Annotated in this window: 17 protein-coding genes; 3 read left to right on the top strand and 14 right to left on the bottom strand. The window is 27.2% G+C overall.

All coding sequences use genetic code 11. The features are described 5' to 3' along the window. Window positions 1-237 precede the first annotated feature (237 nt). From Q0W06_RS01045 to Q0W06_RS01035, 3 genes are all read right to left on the bottom strand, one after another. Entirely contained in the window at window positions 238-474 is a 237-nt protein-coding gene (locus Q0W06_RS01045; protein WP_297630165.1) for a Veg family protein, read from the bottom strand. 163 nt (window positions 475-637) lie between these two features. Beyond that, window positions 638-1,510 carry a sporulation peptidase YabG gene (gene yabG / locus Q0W06_RS01040; RefSeq protein WP_297630163.1) on the bottom strand — a complete coding sequence of 291 codons (873 nt, stop codon included), beginning with the start codon at window positions 1,508-1,510 and terminating at the stop codon, window positions 638-640. 114 nt (window positions 1,511-1,624) lie between these two features. Then, complete coding sequence (locus Q0W06_RS01035) at window positions 1,625-2,626, bottom strand: CotS family spore coat protein (protein WP_297630161.1); 1,002 nt, start codon at window positions 2,624-2,626, stop codon at window positions 1,625-1,627. 104 nt (window positions 2,627-2,730) lie between these two features. Here Q0W06_RS01035 and Q0W06_RS01030 point away from each other — a divergent pair, with 104 nt between their 5' ends. Continuing rightward, entirely contained in the window at window positions 2,731-3,849 is a 1,119-nt protein-coding gene (locus Q0W06_RS01030; protein ID WP_297630159.1) for a glycosyltransferase family 1 protein, read from the top strand. 60 nt (window positions 3,850-3,909) lie between these two features. On the opposite strand, the gene Q0W06_RS01025 is transcribed toward Q0W06_RS01030, so the two are convergent. Genes Q0W06_RS01025 through Q0W06_RS01015 form a run of 3 tightly spaced genes read right to left on the bottom strand, consistent with a single transcriptional unit; the run spans window position 3,910 to window position 6,600 of the window. After that, entirely contained in the window at window positions 3,910-4,923 is a 1,014-nt protein-coding gene (locus Q0W06_RS01025; protein ID WP_297630157.1) for a CotS family spore coat protein, read from the bottom strand. Next, window positions 4,908-5,600, bottom strand: a complete 693-nt coding sequence (locus Q0W06_RS01020; RefSeq protein WP_297630155.1) for a hypothetical protein — start codon at window positions 5,598-5,600, stop codon at window positions 4,908-4,910. The genes Q0W06_RS01025 and Q0W06_RS01020 overlap by 16 nt, the downstream gene beginning before the upstream one ends. Window positions 5,601-5,610: 10 nt before the next feature. After that, on the bottom strand, window positions 5,611-6,600 hold the full coding sequence (locus Q0W06_RS01015) for a CotS family spore coat protein (protein ID WP_297630153.1): 990 nt from the start codon (window positions 6,598-6,600) through the stop codon (window positions 5,611-5,613). A gap of 126 nt (window positions 6,601-6,726) precedes the next feature. On the opposite strand from Q0W06_RS01015, the gene Q0W06_RS01010 reads away from it, so the two are divergent. Continuing rightward, window positions 6,727-7,860, top strand: a complete 1,134-nt coding sequence (locus Q0W06_RS01010; RefSeq protein WP_297630151.1) for a glycosyltransferase family 1 protein — start codon at window positions 6,727-6,729, stop codon at window positions 7,858-7,860. A gap of 31 nt (window positions 7,861-7,891) precedes the next feature. Here Q0W06_RS01010 and Q0W06_RS01005 read toward each other — a convergent pair whose 3' ends face one another. The 8 genes from Q0W06_RS01005 to tsaD form a co-directional block, all read right to left on the bottom strand. Further along, on the bottom strand, window positions 7,892-9,028 hold the full coding sequence (locus tag Q0W06_RS01005; protein WP_297630149.1) for an ABC transporter substrate-binding protein: 1,137 nt from the start codon (window positions 9,026-9,028) through the stop codon (window positions 7,892-7,894). Window positions 9,029-9,050: 22 nt separating this feature from the next. Continuing rightward, window positions 9,051-10,439, bottom strand: a complete 1,389-nt coding sequence (locus Q0W06_RS01000; protein ID WP_297630147.1) for an MATE family efflux transporter — start codon at window positions 10,437-10,439, stop codon at window positions 9,051-9,053. Between the two features lie 179 nt (window positions 10,440-10,618). Then, window positions 10,619-11,710, bottom strand: a complete 1,092-nt coding sequence (locus Q0W06_RS00995; protein WP_297630146.1) for a MupG family TIM beta-alpha barrel fold protein — start codon at window positions 11,708-11,710, stop codon at window positions 10,619-10,621. 23 nt (window positions 11,711-11,733) lie between these two features. Then, window positions 11,734-12,627: a BadF/BadG/BcrA/BcrD ATPase family protein gene (locus Q0W06_RS00990; protein WP_297630143.1), complete on the bottom strand. Its 894-nt coding sequence runs from the start codon at window positions 12,625-12,627 to the stop codon at window positions 11,734-11,736. Window positions 12,628-12,772: 145 nt separating this feature from the next. Beyond that, window positions 12,773-13,081 carry a PTS sugar transporter subunit IIB gene (locus tag Q0W06_RS00985; protein WP_297630141.1) on the bottom strand — a complete coding sequence of 103 codons (309 nt, stop codon included), beginning with the start codon at window positions 13,079-13,081 and terminating at the stop codon, window positions 12,773-12,775. A 342-nt stretch (window positions 13,082-13,423) separates the two neighbouring features. Further along, window positions 13,424-14,536, bottom strand: coding sequence for a trypsin-like peptidase domain-containing protein (locus Q0W06_RS00980; protein ID WP_297630139.1), 1,113 nt, complete (start codon window positions 14,534-14,536; stop codon window positions 13,424-13,426). Window positions 14,537-14,775: 239 nt separating this feature from the next. Next, on the bottom strand, window positions 14,776-15,792 hold the full coding sequence (locus tag Q0W06_RS00975) for an alpha/beta fold hydrolase (RefSeq protein WP_297630137.1): 1,017 nt from the start codon (window positions 15,790-15,792) through the stop codon (window positions 14,776-14,778). A gap of 18 nt (window positions 15,793-15,810) precedes the next feature. Beyond that, window positions 15,811-16,824 (bottom strand): tRNA (adenosine(37)-N6)-threonylcarbamoyltransferase complex transferase subunit TsaD, encoded by a 1,014-nt coding sequence (gene tsaD / locus Q0W06_RS00970; RefSeq protein ID WP_297630135.1) that lies wholly within the window; start codon window positions 16,822-16,824, stop codon window positions 15,811-15,813. A gap of 171 nt (window positions 16,825-16,995) precedes the next feature. On the opposite strand from tsaD, the gene Q0W06_RS00965 reads away from it, so the two are divergent. Next, complete coding sequence (locus tag Q0W06_RS00965) at window positions 16,996-17,616, top strand: RusA family crossover junction endodeoxyribonuclease (RefSeq protein ID WP_297630132.1); 621 nt, start codon at window positions 16,996-16,998, stop codon at window positions 17,614-17,616. Window positions 17,617-17,618: the final 2 nt, after the last annotated feature.

Below are 17,618 nucleotides of genomic sequence, written 5' to 3'. Positions count from 1 at the left end.
ATTTTTCTCACCTTTTATATATTTTTTTATTTATTTTAATTTTTTTATTTCAAAACTGTTGACAAACATCGCTTTTTGTCGTAACATAGTAATTGGTTATTGACCATATAACCTCTCATAAATTCTCAATACCCTTTTATACCATAGTTGAAAGATGGAAACCCACCATCTTTCTTTTTTTTATTTATTTATAAAATAATAAATAAAAAAAACTTCGAAATTTTCGAAGTCTTTTTTTTATCCTAGAAAGTCCAATTGTACAGTTCTAGTTAAAACATCTGAATAACTATATGTTACTGTTCTTTGATTTTCATCTTCTAATCTCACTACAAAAATGCTCGGATAAACACTTTCTATAATTCCATCATTAACTAAAATCTTTTTTCTTCCACCGTTCGCTTTTAGGGTAACTTTTTCTCCAATATGTCCTTCGATATTCTTTTTTATCGAAGCTATTGTTCTTATTCCATTCATATACACACCCTCTTTCATGTTATATATTATACCAAGATTTTGAAAAAAAGTCAAATAAAATATTTAATTTTATCATTTACGCATCATAATGTCAATACGTTATTTCATATCTTACTATTATTTTCTTATATTTTTAGAATTTTATACATAAAAATAACATTTTTTATATATAAGGTGATTTAGGGTAGCCTTCTCTATATTTTCCTCTTGTTTGAATTCCACCTATTCCTTTTATTCCTGTTATTGTATTACCAATGACATCTTTTATCGATACTACATCTTTTATTGGACAATAAGCTATTTTTTCACAAATAAAAACTGGATCTAAACAATGAATCAAAACACGATTAGGCGATGATGCAAAATTAGCACCTGCATCTAAAATACTTTCATAACAACTTTGACAAGCTCCTGCAAATATAACTAAATCATCGTAATTTTGATTATATTCTCTTAGTTTTTTTACTGATTCTATATAATACTTTGTATTTCTATAATTAGATAAATCTAAATAATTATCTACATTTCTCTGTATACTATCATGTCCTGTAATTACTATTATATCTGGTTTATAAACCTTCACTAATTTTATAATTTTTTCTGGTTGCTCATGTTCTGGAATTGATACACCAACTGCATCAAGAGATAATTGTTTATAGACTTTTAAGCAAGTATCCATATATTCCCTATCACCATCTATGTGCAAAATTTTTCCTGGCCTTCCGAAATATAATTCATCTGAATTACTTGTTTTCTTCACTTTAGATATTTTTTCAGATTTTCTCATACCCATTTCTCTAGAAATCATAACCTTATCTATTGCTTGCTTTACTTTTCTATTTAGAATTTTATCTTGTTCCCCTTCAAACTCATCTTCCGCTGCTTCTAAATCACATTCCTTAGCATCTGCCAATATTCTTATATTTATACCTTTTAGTATATATACTTCTCTTCCTTCTACCTCTTTTATATCAACCACCTTAAATGTAACATCTTTATTATAAGATTTTCTTACAACCACATCTCCAATTTGCATAAAATCCTCTTTCTTCTAAAATGCTTTCTATATAGTATTCTTTTTCTCTTTTTCTGTTACACTCTTTATCTTTTTAATACAAAAACTCGCTATGAAGCGAGTTTTTGAATATATTTAATCTAAATCATAACATTCTTTAAATTCTTTTATAAATTTAAGATAATTTTCTTGTTCTTCTATAATGCCTTGAATTTTTTTTGCAAATGTATTTGCTCCCCAAGTCACTTCATTATAATAATATCTATTTGCTAATCTCCAATATCTTTGTGGAAATTGTAAATAAGCTAACAGTACTCTATATTCTGATGCATCTAAATTTGCTACTTCATTATATGATTCTATTATTCCTTTTGCAAAATCTAAATTCCAATCAACTCTTTTAAGTACTTTTATCATAAAATTAGATATGTCAAAAGCCCTTGTTTCCCTTTTGCAATAATCAAAATCTATTATATTAACTTTTTCATTTTCATCAATAATTATATTATGATACGTGAAGTCATGATGGCAAAACATTTTTTCATCTTCTGCAATTGCACATAATCTTTCATAATCTGATGTTAGTAATGTGTTACTTGCTTCTTTTGCAAGCTCCTTATAGAATTCAACCGATTTAATATATAGCATATCAAAATCACTTTTATTATTTTTCTTTCTAGCCATTTCTTTCATTTTATCCAATGCTTTAATTCTTTTTTTCATAAGACCTGGCCATCTTCCTAAATCACTTTTAAGTTTTGAATTTTCTGGTGGATCATATCCTTTAGATGCAATATGAAGCTCCGCTAGTGTTTTCGCAGCTAGTTTAACCTCTTCAATCTTATGAAAATCACACTCTCTTCCATTCAACCACATAGATAATGTATATAAATCTTCATTTACTAACGCATAAGGGTAGCTGTCTATATTCAAAAAATATTTATCAACCCTATCAAACCCATTGTTAATTAAATGTTCTTTAGCACCATATACAAATAATAATTTTTGAGGTCCATAGTTAATCTTCTTTAAACACCTCTCCCCTTTATTTGTGTTTAAATGATATACTCCTTTGTTTGCTTTTATTGACTCAATTTTAATATTAAATTGTCTTTCGATTTCGAACTCTCTCATCATTTTGATCACCCCCTATATATCTATATGTTAACCTTAGTAAATTTATTAACACTTTTACTATAACTTAATATAATAATATTAGCAATATTTGGAAGGAAATAGATATGAAAATAGGTATAGATGGTCGTGCTGCTGAATGGTATCGAGGAACTGGTATAGGAACTTATACTTATCAATTGATATCAAACTTAAATAAAATAGATAATATTAATGATTATCTATTGTTCTCTACTGATAATTTAGATATTAAAAATTTAAATGAAAATTTTACATTAGAAAAAGTTTTGAGTAATACAAGTACAAATTTTTGGGAAAATGTTAAAGTTCCTAATATTTTAACTTCAACAAATATAGATCTTTATCATATTCCACAAAACGGCGTAGGTTTATCTTCGAATATTTCTTGTAAGAAAACTATCACTTTGCATGATATTATTCCATTAAGAATGCCTGAAACTGTCAGTGATAGATATCTTCGAATATTTAATGATGAAATGCCAAAAATAATCGATAATTGTGACGGTATTATAACGGTCTCAGAGTTTTCTAAAGAAGATATTGCTAACGAATTTAATTATCCTAAAGATAAAATTTTTGTCACTCACTTAGCTGCTGAGGATATTTATAAACCTCTTAGCAAATCTACTTGTCAAAATATAATTAGAGAAAAATATAATATCGATAAAAACTTTATCCTTTATGTTGGTGGTTTTAGTCCAAGAAAAAACATTTTAGGTCTTATAGAAGCTTATTCACTTTTATCAAATTCATTAAAAAATTCAACTTACCTTGTTATTACAGGTAATAAAGGAATCTCTTATGAGAGATATCTTAACCGTGCTAGAGAGTTAAAAATTGAGGACAAAGTAATATTTACAGGTTTTATTCCTTTAGATGACTTACCTATCTTCTATAACGCTTGTGAGACTCTAGTATACCCTTCGTTTTACGAAGGCTTTGGACTTCCGCCTCTTGAAGCTATGGCTTGTGGAGTGCCTGTAATAGCTTCTAATCGCACTTCATTACCTGAAGTGTGTACTGACTCTGCTATATTAATTAATCCATCTAACACACAAGAAATCGCTGAAAAAATAACTAAAGTTTTATCCGATAGCTTTTTAAAACTTTCTATGGTTAATTGTTCTCTTCGTGCCAGTAAAAAATTCTCCTTTGAAAAAACTGCATTAAAAACTTTAGAAGCTTATAAAGCTATAGTTAAATAGATCCACAAATAAAAAAATTCGCCTAGGCGAATTTTTTTATTTGTGAATCTATTTCATTCTCTAGAATCCTTTCAAAAATTCTAGCCTATATATATCATTCTCTAATTTTGATTTTAATTTACTTAAATAGCTTCCATATTCCCAATTCTTTTCTTTTCTGTAATATATTCTAAATATAGAATATAAGTCTCTTGGAAATGATAAAAATATTTTTACTAGTTCTATCTCCTCTTCTTTCAAGGCATATATTTTCATATATTCTTTAATTAAATTTTTCCCCTTATCTATACTAAATGTACTATTTTTAATCCACTTTAAAATTAAATCTGCAATATCTACACTTCTTAAATCTATACTTGAGTAATCAAAGTCTATTATGCTACACTCATCATTCTCTATCAAAAAATTATGATATGCTAAATCATTATGACATAAAACCATATTCTCATCATTTGATATCATATCCATATAGCTACTATTCTTTAACTTTTTAATACACTCCTCAATCTGCTTTATACAATATTTATTGTTTGCTAAAAATAATTTATCGAACTCATTTTTATTCTTATATTTTCCCACAAAGTTTCCGATTTCTATTAACTCACTTTTAGCTAACTCATATTTTTCTAAAATATTTTCTCCACGTATAACCATAGATTCATTTTTATTTAAATACTCTATAATGCCTTCTGATGCTTCATGCATTTTAGCTAACGTCATTGCACATACTTCAACATCTACTGGATTAGTTACTATCGCTTCCAACCCTTCTATTTTATCCATTAAAATATAAAAATCATCATTCCATTTTAAATAATTTTTCCCATTACTCATTTTATTTATTTTCATAATATTTTTAAACTTTTTATCTACATACTCTAAACTTGTATCTATAAATTTTATTTTATTTTGATCATAATCCACTTTTTTTAAAATTTTATCACCTTCAAAAGTTTTTAATATAAACACTTTTCTAAGTGGTTGTATGTCCAAAATTTCTATTCCTAATTTTTCAAAAAATTCTTCACTTAAATCATAACTACATAAAAAATCTTTTTCTATAATTCGTCCCATAATGCCTCCTTTTTACACTCCATATTAATTAATTCAATAAGCCTTCTCTTATTTAAATTACTCCTATACTTATTTATATATCTTATAACTTCAAAAGGTGCCAATGTCATTTCTTTTATATACTTTAAACTCTCTTCTGTCAGATTTACTTGATCTACATATATTTTTGTAACTTCCTCTATTTCCTCTTCGTTTAAGTTCTTTTTTACTTTCCTCAAATAATCAATAATTTCTTCTTCTATTAATCCATAACTTACTTTTTTTATCTTCCCAATCTCTATCTCATCTACTACTCTTAAATTTTTTTCATCAACTCTTCCTATATTCATTTCATTTTTTGCTATACTTCTTTTTATTAATGATTTTATATCTATTTCATCTAAATTTTTATCAATATTTTTCAAAATTTCATTTAATTTTTTCGTTTCCTCAATTTTCAAATAATCTAAAATTATAATCGAACTCTTTATTTTTTCTACCTCTTTTCCATAATTACAAAAAACTCTCCCATATTTTCTTCCATTAAATCTTGATAAAATACTTTGAAATTTTGAAATAAGTTTTAAATGCTTTATTATATCTTCTTTACTCTTATAATTTTGGCCCTTAAAATATTCTTGTGCTATATAAATATTTTTTTCTAAAAGATACCTCTCTAAATCTTTTTCAATCTTCATAATTCCCCCTTTAAATACTTTCTATCACTATATTTTTTCTATCTTTTATTTTTAAATATTCTTCTAATTTTCCCACTAATATTTCCTCTTCCCAAGGCTGTTGCTCCCAATAAACTTGTAATCCTCTTTGCCAGAAATCATTTGGAAATTTCAAAAATCCTTTCATAATTTCTTTTTCTTCATCACTTATTTTCAAATTTTTTTCGTATCCATTTAAAAGTTTTTTTGTTTTTATATCTACATCTCCTTTAGAATATCTATTTACTCTCCAAACAAGAGATGCTATATCATGTAAGTTACTATCTAAAATACAATAATCAAAATCAATAAATTTAATTTTATTATTTTCATCAACCAATATATTGTGATTCTCTAAGTCGTGATGACAAAATCCCATTTCATTTACTTTTTCATGCATAATTTTTAAGTAGCTACTTTTTTCTAATAGTTTAATAGCCTCTTTACCTTCCTCAATTTCTTTTTTTATATTTTCTAAATACAATCTATCAAATCTGCTTTTATACGCTTTTTGATTTATTCTATTTTGAAAATCATATATTTCTTTGATTCTTGTTTCAAATACTTTTATCCATGTTCCCCAATAAATTCTCGGCTTACTCTTCTCTAAAATACTATATCCCCTGCTTTTTATATGCATATTTGAAACTTCCATTCCTATTTTTTCAATAAGCTCTATATTATCAAAATCACTTATACTAGATTTTACCCATCTAGTCATATATGCATATTTTTCACCAATTTTTATATAATCTTTCTCATTCTTATTTACCATAATCTCTAATATGCTCTCTAATTTCTGATTTTTTAAATGTCTTATACAATTCAATATAAAATAAAAATGAGGGTAATTATAATTTATTATTTTCAAACAATATCCCTCATCTCCATTTATCCTATACGTATTTTTTATTTTCTTTAATTCTCTTACTTCTATACCATATTCTCTCTCTATAATATCTTTTAAATATATCTCTTCCACAAAACTTTTCTCCTAAAACATGTTTCTATTTTTTATTATATGAAACGTAATACTTTTGGTTCTTTTTAATCACATTTTTTAAAGTTTATAATAATTTATATTATAGATATAGAAAGAGGTGTTAGAATGAAAATTGCAATTGATTCAAGAAGTGTTAATCTGCATAGTGGTACTGGTATTGGAACTTATACAAACAATCTTGTTTCTGAAATGATTAATATAGATACATTAAATGATTTCACTTTAATTTGGACTGGATCAATAATTCAAAAATTCAAAAAATCCAATACTAGATTTATACATTCTTCTGGAAAGCATGGTCGCTTTTTTGAAAACCATTTTACTCCTAAAAAACTTTTAGATAATGACATTGATTTATATCATATTCCTCAAAATGGAATTGGCTTTCCATTTGAATATAATATAAATACAGTTGTAACTATTCATGATTTAATTCCATATATCATGCCAGAAACTGTCGGCCGTGGATATTTAAATAGATTCTTAAAGGACATGCCTAAAATAATAGAAAATTCAAAAGGTATATTTACTGTTTCTGAGTTTTCTAAACGTGATATCTTACGTTTTTTCAAAGGCTATCCTGAAGATAAAATTTTTGTTACACCACTTGCTACCAATAAACAATATAAACCTTTAGATAAATCATTTTGTAAAAATGTTATTAATCATAAATTTAAATTCACTTCTCCATATATACTTTATATTGGTGGTTTCAGCAGTCGAAAAAATGTAAAATCTCTTATTGATGCTTTCCTAAATATAGAAAAAAGTCTTTCCCAAGAAGTTAAACTTTTAATAGTTGGTCCTCTAAAAGATGAAGGAGAAATTCTTTATAACTATGTACAGGAACGAAATAAACTAGATTCCATTATATTTACTGGTTTTGTAGATAATGATCTTCTTCCAATACTTTATAATGGTGCTGAAACTTTTGCTTATCCATCTACTTATGAAGGTTTTGGTCTACCACCTTTAGAAGCTATGAGTTGTAAAACAGCTGTCTTAACTTCTGATATCACTTCAATTCCAGAAGTCACAGGTGATTGTGCTACTTTAATAAATCCTTATGATATTAATGATATTAGCACTAGTTTATTTAAAATTTTAGAAGATTCTTCATTTAGATTATCTATTGCCAATAAAGGCTATGAAAAATCCAAAGAATTTTCATGGAAGAACACTGCTAATTTAACTCTGAATGCTTATAAAACAATTTATGATAATATTCTTTTAAAATAAAAAACGTGGAATATACTTCCACGTTTTTATTTTAATTTCCTAATAACTTTTCTCTAGCTTCCATATATACATCATAATTTTCTACTAATGGTGCATTTTTTTCTATATTGCTCATTATAACTAATGGCGACTTTCCTGAAAAATTATTTATCTTATCTTCAATTTGAACATCCTTGTAAGTATATAGATAGCTTGAAAACATATTTCCACTTAAAGTATATTCTAACGATACTTTTGTATCATTACTTAAGTACGCTATAAATGCTTCACTTAATCTTTTATTTTCTTCCTTCAAAGTTACTAAATTTTCACCAATACCTTCATAAAACTTATTACTTCCTACTACTAATGATGGTGGATTATTTGCTGTCCACTCACACTTTTCTTTTATTGCTTGAAGTTCTTTCATTTGACTTATTGAACCAATTTTAGCTGCATATTCTTCATTTCCATTCAATGCAATTATATTATCTTTTTTTAATTCCTCAAGCATATTATTAGTATTATTCAAAACCTCTTGCTCCGTTAGATTCTTTTTCATATTTTCTAAAAGAATTAACTCTTCAAGCTTTTTATAATCTGGTCCAATTCCACTAAGTAATTTTACTTTTCCATTACTGTCTTTAAATATCTTTTCCCCCACTGTAATTACATCATTCCAAGTATTTAAATCATTATTGCTAATTCCATATTGACTTAATAAATCATTTCTTGCATATAACACTAATGGACTACTTGTTAGTGGAACTCCATAATATTTTTTATCAAAATGAACCTGTTCAAGTCTATTTTTCCCAAAATTCATACTATATGTGCTTATTGTTCCACCTAAGTCTACTGGATATATTTTTTCTTTATTCACTAAATTATATAATTCATCACTATTTAATATAGCTATATCAGGCTGTTCCTTATCCTTTACACTATTAATCACATCATTATAATAATCTTTTGAATTTATTTCTTTAATATCAATATTCACATCTTTATGTTTTTCTTTAAAACTCTCTGCAACTGTATTTATATAATTATATTCACTACTATTAACCCAAATTTCTAATTTCCCACTTATTTTTTCACCATGGTTTGCTTCAAACATATTTATCATTACTACGGAGGCTATTATTATAATAGCTATTATAACCACTATTTTTATTTTTTCTTTCACTCTTTCTCCTCCTCTTTTGCCTTTATATTTCTACCAATTTCTCCTGATTAAATTCATCAGTAACTAAATTAACAATCCATTTTTTACTCTTAATTCTTTTTACACAGAAAAACATTTTAACGAGTTCCTCTAAGCCACACAATGCATATACGATATATACAGGTACTTGTAATATAAATGCTCCTATAAGCGCCACAGGAACTCCTATAAGCCACATTGTACTCGCTTCTATATAAAACGATACCTTAGTATCTCCTCCACCTCTTAGGACTCCAACTATAGCAATAATATTATAAACTCTTATAATCATCACTAGAGATGTAACATATAATATTGCTTGAGTCCATATTTTGACCTCTTGTGATACATTATAAAACTCTACTATATTGCTTGATAAAAGTATTATTAGTAACGATATTATAGCTCCTATTATACATCCTAATTTTAAAGAATTCTTTCCATATAATATTCCCTTTTCTTCATTTCCACATCCAACTTCTTTGCCTACCATAACTAACGAGGCACTTGCTATCCCAAATATAACAACCATAAAAAGATTACTTATAGTAGTCGCTATTTGTACTGATGCAATTGCACTGGTTCCTATTCTTCCATATATAATATTATACATAACTGATCCGAGTCCCCAACACGCTTCATTTAATAGTACTGGCATAACAGTTATTAAAATTTTCCGTAAAAATTCTACGTTAAAATCTAAGTATTCCTTTACTTTTCCTAATAGAATACTTTTCGTTATATATATATACCCTATAAGTATTATAAACTCTACAATTCTTGCTATTAAAGTAGCAATCGCAGCTCCTCTTACTCCAAGTTCTGGCATACCACCAGCACCAAATATAAGACAATAATTTAATAAAGTATTTATTAACAATGCAATTCCACTAGCTATCATAGGAACTGTTGTCTTCTCAATACATCTAGATGCAATTCCAAAATTAAAACTTAAAGCTGTAAAAACATAACTAAAACATACTATTATTAAATAACTTGCTCCAATTTCTATTACTTCTTTATCCCCATTAAAAATTCCAATTATTTCATATGGAAATATCATTGCTATGATTGTAAATATTCCACCTACAATAAAGCTAATTATAATTCCTATTCCAACTAATTTTTTTATACTCTTATGATCATTTTTCCCAAAGTATTGTGAAATAAAAACGCCTATTCCACTAAAAATTCCCATCATAAGTATATTTAATAGGAAAAAATATTGATTTCCTATTCCAACAGCTGCTATTTCTCGTTCACCTAAACTACCAATCATAATTGTATCTACAATATTTAATGATGAAGTAATTAAATTCTGAATAACAATAGGTAATGCAATAACAAATACCTTCCTGTAAAATTCTTTATTTCTTTCAGTTATTCCCCTCATAGTTCCCCCTAAAAAAATTCTCATAACTTTTTCCATTATATCATAAACCCTTATATATTTAACCTTAAATCCTCTCTTACTAAAAAGAAAAAGAAGCTCTATAAATAAGCTTCTTCTTAGTATATTATTTCTATAAAAGGCTATGATATATTTAATACCATAGCCCTCATTATTATAAATTATTTTTTTAATTTAAATCCAAATTTTCCCCATGGCTCAATTAAATCAATTAAGAATCTTTCTTCCTCAACAACTCTAGCCACAACATTTGTTTTACCGCTATTTTTCATTTCTTTTCTAGCTAATTGTAATTCTCCTGCATATCTAGTGTAAAGATCTGATTCAATCATTACATCACCTTTAACCATATCTGGTGTATATGCTGGTGGAAAACTTTCACCTTTATATTTAACTCTTGATTGTGTTGATCTTATAACATAATCTGAACAATCTCCTCTATTAAAGTGGAACTCTTCTAAGATTATCGTCTTTTGAACTTCTGGTAAATTATCAACTAATTCAACTGAAAGTTCTAACATTTCTCTATTTACTTCACTTAAAGCTTTTAATTCTTCTTCGCTTGCAAAACAATTAGCTATTATTACATCATCAACTAATCCTGTTGCAAATAAATGTTTAGCTTGTACATCTATTGGTAAACTTCTATGTTCTTCTAAAGTACATAATCCTTCTGATACTGGCCAAGGTCCATTTTCAGCTGTTGGTGAGTTTACAAAAGCTGCAACCTTAATTCCATAATCTTTGAACTGTTTACTACATTTTATAAAATGCTCATATCCAAGTCCTGTATAAACATGTGGGTAGAAATTATGACATCCATAAAGATTTTCTTTGTTTGGATGATATGACATTACATTATCAATATATTTAGTTCCGTTACTTACGTTTAATTCAATTTTTAAACCATATTTATTAAATGTCATTATTGCTTCTTCATTTCCTGCAAATCCCATATCAAGTCTAATTCCACTTAGTCCCATATCTTTAAACATTTTAAGATCTGTTATTGATGCCCCTAACCCATTAAATACTGTTGGATCAAGATCTGCTATAACTTCCATTCCATGTTTATTTGCTGCATCTAACATAACTTTAAATTCTTCAACTATTTGCTCAACAGGCTTTCCTTCTGCTGATAAAAGGCATGTAAATATTCTGCTAAATCCATACTTTGCAGCTAAATCTATATAATCTACTATCTTATTCATATCACAGTGATTTGGGTAAATTGAAATTCCTAATCTTTTCATTGTTCCTACCTCTACTTTCTAATCTATATGTTTTCTTTTTTATAAATATAATAAGCTCCACTTGCTGCTGATACATCATCATCAATAAATGCATTAACTTTTATATTTTCCTGTAAATAATTTTCAAAAGCTTCTCTAACTACTTTTGATTTTCTTATAACTCCTCCAACTAATCCAATGCTACAATTTTCAAATTCTAACGCATTGAATACTCTTTCAGCACTTTTAGCTATTTGAATTCCTTCGTTAACTAAAATTTTTCTAGCTTCTTCATCACCATTTTCTGCATGCTTAGAAACAAGACCTGCCATTTGAGCAATTTCATCCTTAGTTGATGAGTAAACAAAATCAATTATGTTTGAAACTTCTTCTATCTTTAATTTATTTAATATGTCCTGAGAAAGAGCACTTCTTTCTAGTCCATAGTCACTTTCTTTTATCATTCTTTTAAATGCTTCTATTGATATTTTATAAGCACTTCCTTCATCACCTAGAAGATGTCCCCATCCTCCAACTCTTTTTTCTTTATCTTTATTAATTCCAAAAGCAATTGAACCAGTTCCTGCAATAACTAAAATTCCATCTTCTCCTCTTAATAAAGCTTTTAGGGCTAAATCACCATCATTCATAACTACTGAGTCAAATCCAAACTTTTCTTTTATTTCTTCTTTAATAACCTTTGCATTATCAGAAACTTCAGAACCAGCAATCCCTAGATACAGTCCCTTCATTCCATCTTTTCCAAGCTTTTCAAGGATTTTTTCTATAGAATCTGTAATATTCTTCAATGCCTCATCTTTACCATTTACTAAGTTTCCAAATCCTGTTAACGAAGTTTCTAAAACTTCTCCATCTAAATTATAAGCAACAGCTTCAGTTTTAGTTCCTCCACCATCTACACCTATTACATAATTCATTCTTCTACTCTCCTTAAAACATAATCAATGAACTCTAATGTAATCATTAGAGTTCATAATTTTAATTTATCTTTAAATATAAATCTACTAATTTCTATCTAAAATCATTTCAATGATTTTTTCCTATATTAACTAGTAGTAAAAATTATTTGTCTAATAATTTTAATGCATGAGCTAGAACTTTTGCTCCATTCATTGTTCCATAATCTACTGTATTTATTACATCTACTGGAACTCCTTGTGGCTCATACTTTTCTTTCATCTTATTAAATAAGAATCTAACTTGTGGTCCTAATAAAAGAACATCCATTTCATCTTCATGATTTTTTACATCTGCCTCTGAATAAGCTGCTATTTGACATTCTATTCCTTGCTCTTTTGCAGCATTTTGCATTTTTGTTACTAGAAGACTTGTTGACATTCCTGCTGAACAACATAATAATATTTTTTTCATTTTGAATTCCCCCTCATATATGGTGTTTTATTTTTATTTATATTTTTAAACCCTTTTATCAATTATCACACTATTATATATAGCAAGTTATGTGCCAATTTATGAATACTTTTTAAAATATTCTTCTCCCTACTATATGTAGGCGTTTTCTTATGTGTTTTCAGCATTTTTTAGTGTGTATTTATTCAACACACTATTATTTTAATTACACACTTATTAATTTTTTGTAAATGTATACATTGAATTTATTCCCTTTTTTACCTTTTTACTTTTTAATCGACTTAAAAAAAACAAATAAAAACTCCACTAAAGAAAGTGAAGTTTTTATTTTTATATTTGATTTTAAACTGTTAATGTTAAGTCTACTGTTTTTCCATCACGTTGTACTACCATTGGAACTTTCTGACCAGCATTTAAAGTTTCTTTTATTTTATTTAATTCTTCTGCGCTCTTTACTTTTTTGCCATCGAAGCTAACAATAACATCACCTGGTTTTATTCCGCCTTTTTGTGCTATTGAAAAATCATCTACTTCTGCTACGTATATTCCTTCTGGCAAATTATTTTGTTTAGCTTTTTCTGCATCTATTGTAACTATTCTTATTCCTAAAGTAATTGCAGGTTTAGATAAAAATGCTAATCTATCTCTAACTTCATTAATAGGAATTGCAAATCCTAATCCTTCAGCTTCTCCACTAACTTTCATTGTATTTATTCCTACAACTTGCCCTTCAGCATTAACAAGTGGTCCTCCACTATTTCCTGGATTTATTGCTGCATCTGTTTGAATTAGATTTATTTGTGTACCTGTTTTTGTATCTACAGATCTTCCTACTGCACTTACAATTCCTTCTGTTATTGTACTAGCAAATTCTTTTGAAAGTGGTGTTCCTATAGCTACTACTGTTTGACCTGGTTGTAAACTATTTGAATCTCCTAATTCAGCAACTGCTGGAATTTTAACCTTTTCTTTAAGCTTTAATAATGCAACATCTTGTGCTTCATCATAATTAACAACTTCTGCATCAACCTCTTGTCCTGTACTTAATGTAACTTTAACATCCTTTGCACCTTTAACAACATGGTAGTTAGTTAAAATCTCCCCATCTTCATTAATTATGAATCCCGATCCAATTCCTTCTACTTCTTGTGGCACAATACCATTCGTTAATGAAACACTTTTTGTCGATACTATAACAACTGCTGGAGCAACCTTTTTATATACCTCTTGAATTGTCATAGCTGATGTATTTTTAAAATCTACCGATGTACTTTGATTTACTGCTGTCTTTTTTCCTAAACAGTAATAAGTAATTCCACCGCCTACTAACCCTGAAATAAAGGATACTAAAACTATCCCAACTCCTACTAGGAAGAATTTACTTTTTTTCTTTTTAGGTTTTTTTACCTTTTCATTTATTTCCTCATTTATATTCCCCAAATTATTCTCTTCCATCTATCATTTACTCCCTTCACTTATTTCATATTATATACATTATTATATTAAGTTTTTATGTCATTTTTATGTCATTTATGAAAAATTTTTATTTAATATGAATTTTTATTTTAAGTACCTATAATTTAGTCATTAAAAAATAAATATTTAGGGATTTTTTTCTTTTTATTCAAAAAAAATAATACCTAGTCTAATTCACTAAGTATTATTATTTACCATTTTTATAATTTTAATACATTTTATTTCTTTTGCTGTTCTCTTGCCTCATTTCTAATAGATTGGTCTACAACTTTTATTACCGCTGAAGATACATCTTTAGGATTTTGACTAACAAAAGAACTTTTTTCATATTCCTTATAATATTCAGTTGTATTCTCTTTACTTCCTAAATTAATTAAAGGATTATTTTTAATATTAGTAATTAAATAATATGGTACATCTTTAAACATCCCATCTTTTTGACTACTACTATTCATTTCATATATATTTTTACTTTCATTATAAATAGCTTTTCTATACGGTGCCTGATTTTTTAACCAATCATATTGATTTTTTTCTCTTTCTTCTGTTAGTCCTTTTTCAAAATCTGGATAACTAGTAGTAAGACCAATTTTATCTAAAAGCCATGTCAAAGAACAATTAGCACCTATTTCTTGTATTTTTTTACCCCAAAGTGATATTTTATTTTTTAAAGAACTATACTGTATTTTATCCTTTTCATTTATTGGATTTATTAATACTATTCCTTTAACATTTTCAGGATATAATTTAGCATAATTAGTTAATACTAAACTACCATACTCTTCTCCAACTAAAATATACTTTCCTCCAACAGCAGCTTTTTTTAATAATCCATTCAGTTGCTCTGCTTGTTGTTCTAGTGTCATTAAATTACTTCCACTACTTAACCCATACCCATTTCGATTGTACACAAAAGTCTTTAATCCTTGACGCTCTAATTCATCTATTGCACTATTCCATTCATACATATTAGTTCCTATTGACCCGTCAAAAATAATTGTATATTCCCCAACTCCTTCTGAGTTGAAATATATCTTTTTAGAATCTACTGTTGCATACATTCCTTTATTTTTTATCATCTCTTTTGAAAAGAAATTATAGCATATTTGAAATACTACACCTAAAATAATTATTAAAATTATTCCATATATTATTCTTTTTATCAATACCATTTTAGGAATTTTATCTCTCATATTGACCTTTTTCAGACTATTTGATTCTGCTAATAAACTCATAAATTCTCTTATTTTAGTCTATAACTTTAAATTTGGTTTAGCATTTAAATCTAAAGTAGACTCTTCTCCTTTTATAAATTTAAAATAAGCAGCACTCCCAATCATTGCTGCATTATCTGTACACAATACTGGTGCTGGAAATAAAATTTTTATTCCCTTCTCTTCCCCTTCATTAATTAAAGCTTCTCTCAATGCTGAGTTTGAAGCAACCCCACCTGCAATCGCTATTTTATCTAACCCTTTTCTCTCGCAAGTTAAAAATACATTGTCTCTTAAAACACTTACAACAGCATTTTGAAATGATGCTGCAACATCTGCTTTATTTACTTCTATATTCTGCATTTTAGCTTTATTTAAATAATTTAATACTGCTGATTTAACTCCACTAAAAGAAAAATCTAAAGTATCTTCCTCTGAAAACCTAGCTCTTGGAAAATCAATTGCATTTTTATTTCCCTCTTTTGCTAATTTATCAATTTTAGGTCCTCCTGGATATCCTAATCCTAAAGCTCTTGCAACCTTATCATAAGCTTCTCCCGCTGCATCGTCTCTAGTTTGACCTATTACTTCATATACACCATAGTCTTTTACATAAACTATAAAAGTATGCCCACCTGAAACAACTAATGAAACAAATGGTGGTTTTAAATCTTTATGCTGTATGTAATTTGCCGATATATGCCCTTCAATATGGTTAACTCCTACTAAAGGTTTCTTAGTTGCCATTGATAATCCTTTTGCATATTGAAGTCCTACCAATAATGCTCCTACAAGTCCTGGTCCGTAAGTAACACCAATTGCATCTATATCTTCTAATGTAACGTTAGCTTCTTTTAAAGCTTTTTTCACTACATCATCTATTACTTCTATATGCATTCTTGATGCAACTTCTGGCACTACTCCACCAAACTTTTTATGTGTTTCTATCTGTGTCCATATTATATTAGATAAAACTTCTCTTCCATTTACAACTACTGCTGCTGAAGTCTCATCACAACTTGATTCTATCGATAATATTATTTTTTTTTCCATTATACTTTACCTCATTTTAAAATTTCCTTGAAAAGTAAATTCACTATTTGTAATTATACTTCATCTAAAATCTATTATCAATTATATAGACTGTTATTCTGTATATTTTAATAATCTATGTTAAAATTAATCTAAAAGAATATTTAATTATAACCATTAAGGAGTAAAAATATGTCATATTATGCAAAAGTTATTGTTAATGGATCTCCTATAACAAAATCTAACTTTAAATTACATAACAAAGATGGAAGAGCTATCCTTCCTTCTAATACAGGTCAATATCATGATAGATATGCTTTATATGAACAAGAAATTGCATATATAGCTAGACTTCAAAATCCTAAAATTGTTCTTGAGGAAGGATTAATCGCTATACTAAAAGTCTATTATAAAAGTGAAAAAAGACATCCTGATACTATAAATATTAGTAAAAGTATTTTTGATGGAATAGAAAAAAGTGGTCTTATTATTAATGATGCACAAATTCAAAAAATCTTTATTGAAGAATATTATGATAAAGAAAATCCTCGCTTCGAATTAGAACTTTTTTCAATAAACTCTTATGATATTGATTATTCTATAACTAAACGTTCTGAAAAATTAATAGGAAAAAAATATGAACCTATAAAGAATACTAAAACTTTAAAGAATAATATAAGTCCAAAAAAAATAGAAGAACCAAAAGATAATTGTTGTGAAATTTGTAATAAAAAAATTAAAAATAATGACTTTCTAAAAGCAAATGGTGGAAAAACTTTAATTTGCCGTTCTTGTTTTTCAACTCTTTTTTAAGG

It is taken from the genome of uncultured Clostridium sp. (genome assembly GCF_947072515.1).
GTDB lineage: Bacteria > Bacillota > Clostridia > Clostridiales > Clostridiaceae > Clostridium.
The sequence above is the reverse complement of the archived record's forward strand: the minus strand, read 5'-3'. Positions and strand labels throughout refer to the sequence as shown.

Bases quoted from the DNA above. Each gene is read 5' to 3' on its own strand.
- Q0W06_RS00975 (WP_297630137.1), bottom strand. From the start codon at position 15,792: ATGAGTTTATTAGCAGAATCAAATAGTCTGAAAAAGGTCAATATGAGA.
- Q0W06_RS00985 (WP_297630141.1), bottom strand. From the start codon at position 13,081: ATGAAAAAAATATTATTATGTTGTTCAGCAGGAATGTCAACAAGTCTT.
- Q0W06_RS01025 (WP_297630157.1), bottom strand. From the start codon at position 4,923: ATGGGACGAATTATAGAAAAAGATTTTTTATGTAGTTATGATTTAAGT.
- tsaD (WP_297630135.1), bottom strand. From the start codon at position 16,824: ATGGAAAAAAAAATAATATTATCGATAGAATCAAGTTGTGATGAGACT.
- Q0W06_RS01020 (WP_297630155.1), bottom strand. From the start codon at position 5,600: ATGAAGATTGAAAAAGATTTAGAGAGGTATCTTTTAGAAAAAAATATT.
- Q0W06_RS00965 (WP_297630132.1), top strand. From the start codon at position 16,996: ATGTCATATTATGCAAAAGTTATTGTTAATGGATCTCCTATAACAAAA.
- Q0W06_RS00995 (WP_297630146.1), bottom strand. From the start codon at position 11,710: ATGAAAAGATTAGGAATTTCAATTTACCCAAATCACTGTGATATGAAT.
- Q0W06_RS00980 (WP_297630139.1), bottom strand. From the start codon at position 14,536: ATGGAAGAGAATAATTTGGGGAATATAAATGAGGAAATAAATGAAAAG.
- Q0W06_RS01045 (WP_297630165.1), bottom strand. From the start codon at position 474: ATGAATGGAATAAGAACAATAGCTTCGATAAAAAAGAATATCGAAGGA.
- Q0W06_RS01035 (WP_297630161.1), bottom strand. From the start codon at position 2,626: ATGATGAGAGAGTTCGAAATCGAAAGACAATTTAATATTAAAATTGAG.
- Q0W06_RS01030 (WP_297630159.1), top strand. From the start codon at position 2,731: ATGAAAATAGGTATAGATGGTCGTGCTGCTGAATGGTATCGAGGAACT.
- Q0W06_RS00990 (WP_297630143.1), bottom strand. From the start codon at position 12,627: ATGAATTATGTAATAGGTGTAGATGGTGGAGGAACTAAAACTGAAGCT.
- Q0W06_RS01010 (WP_297630151.1), top strand. From the start codon at position 6,727: ATGAAAATTGCAATTGATTCAAGAAGTGTTAATCTGCATAGTGGTACT.
- yabG (WP_297630163.1), bottom strand. From the start codon at position 1,510: ATGCAAATTGGAGATGTGGTTGTAAGAAAATCTTATAATAAAGATGTT.
- Q0W06_RS01000 (WP_297630147.1), bottom strand. From the start codon at position 10,439: ATGAGGGGAATAACTGAAAGAAATAAAGAATTTTACAGGAAGGTATTT.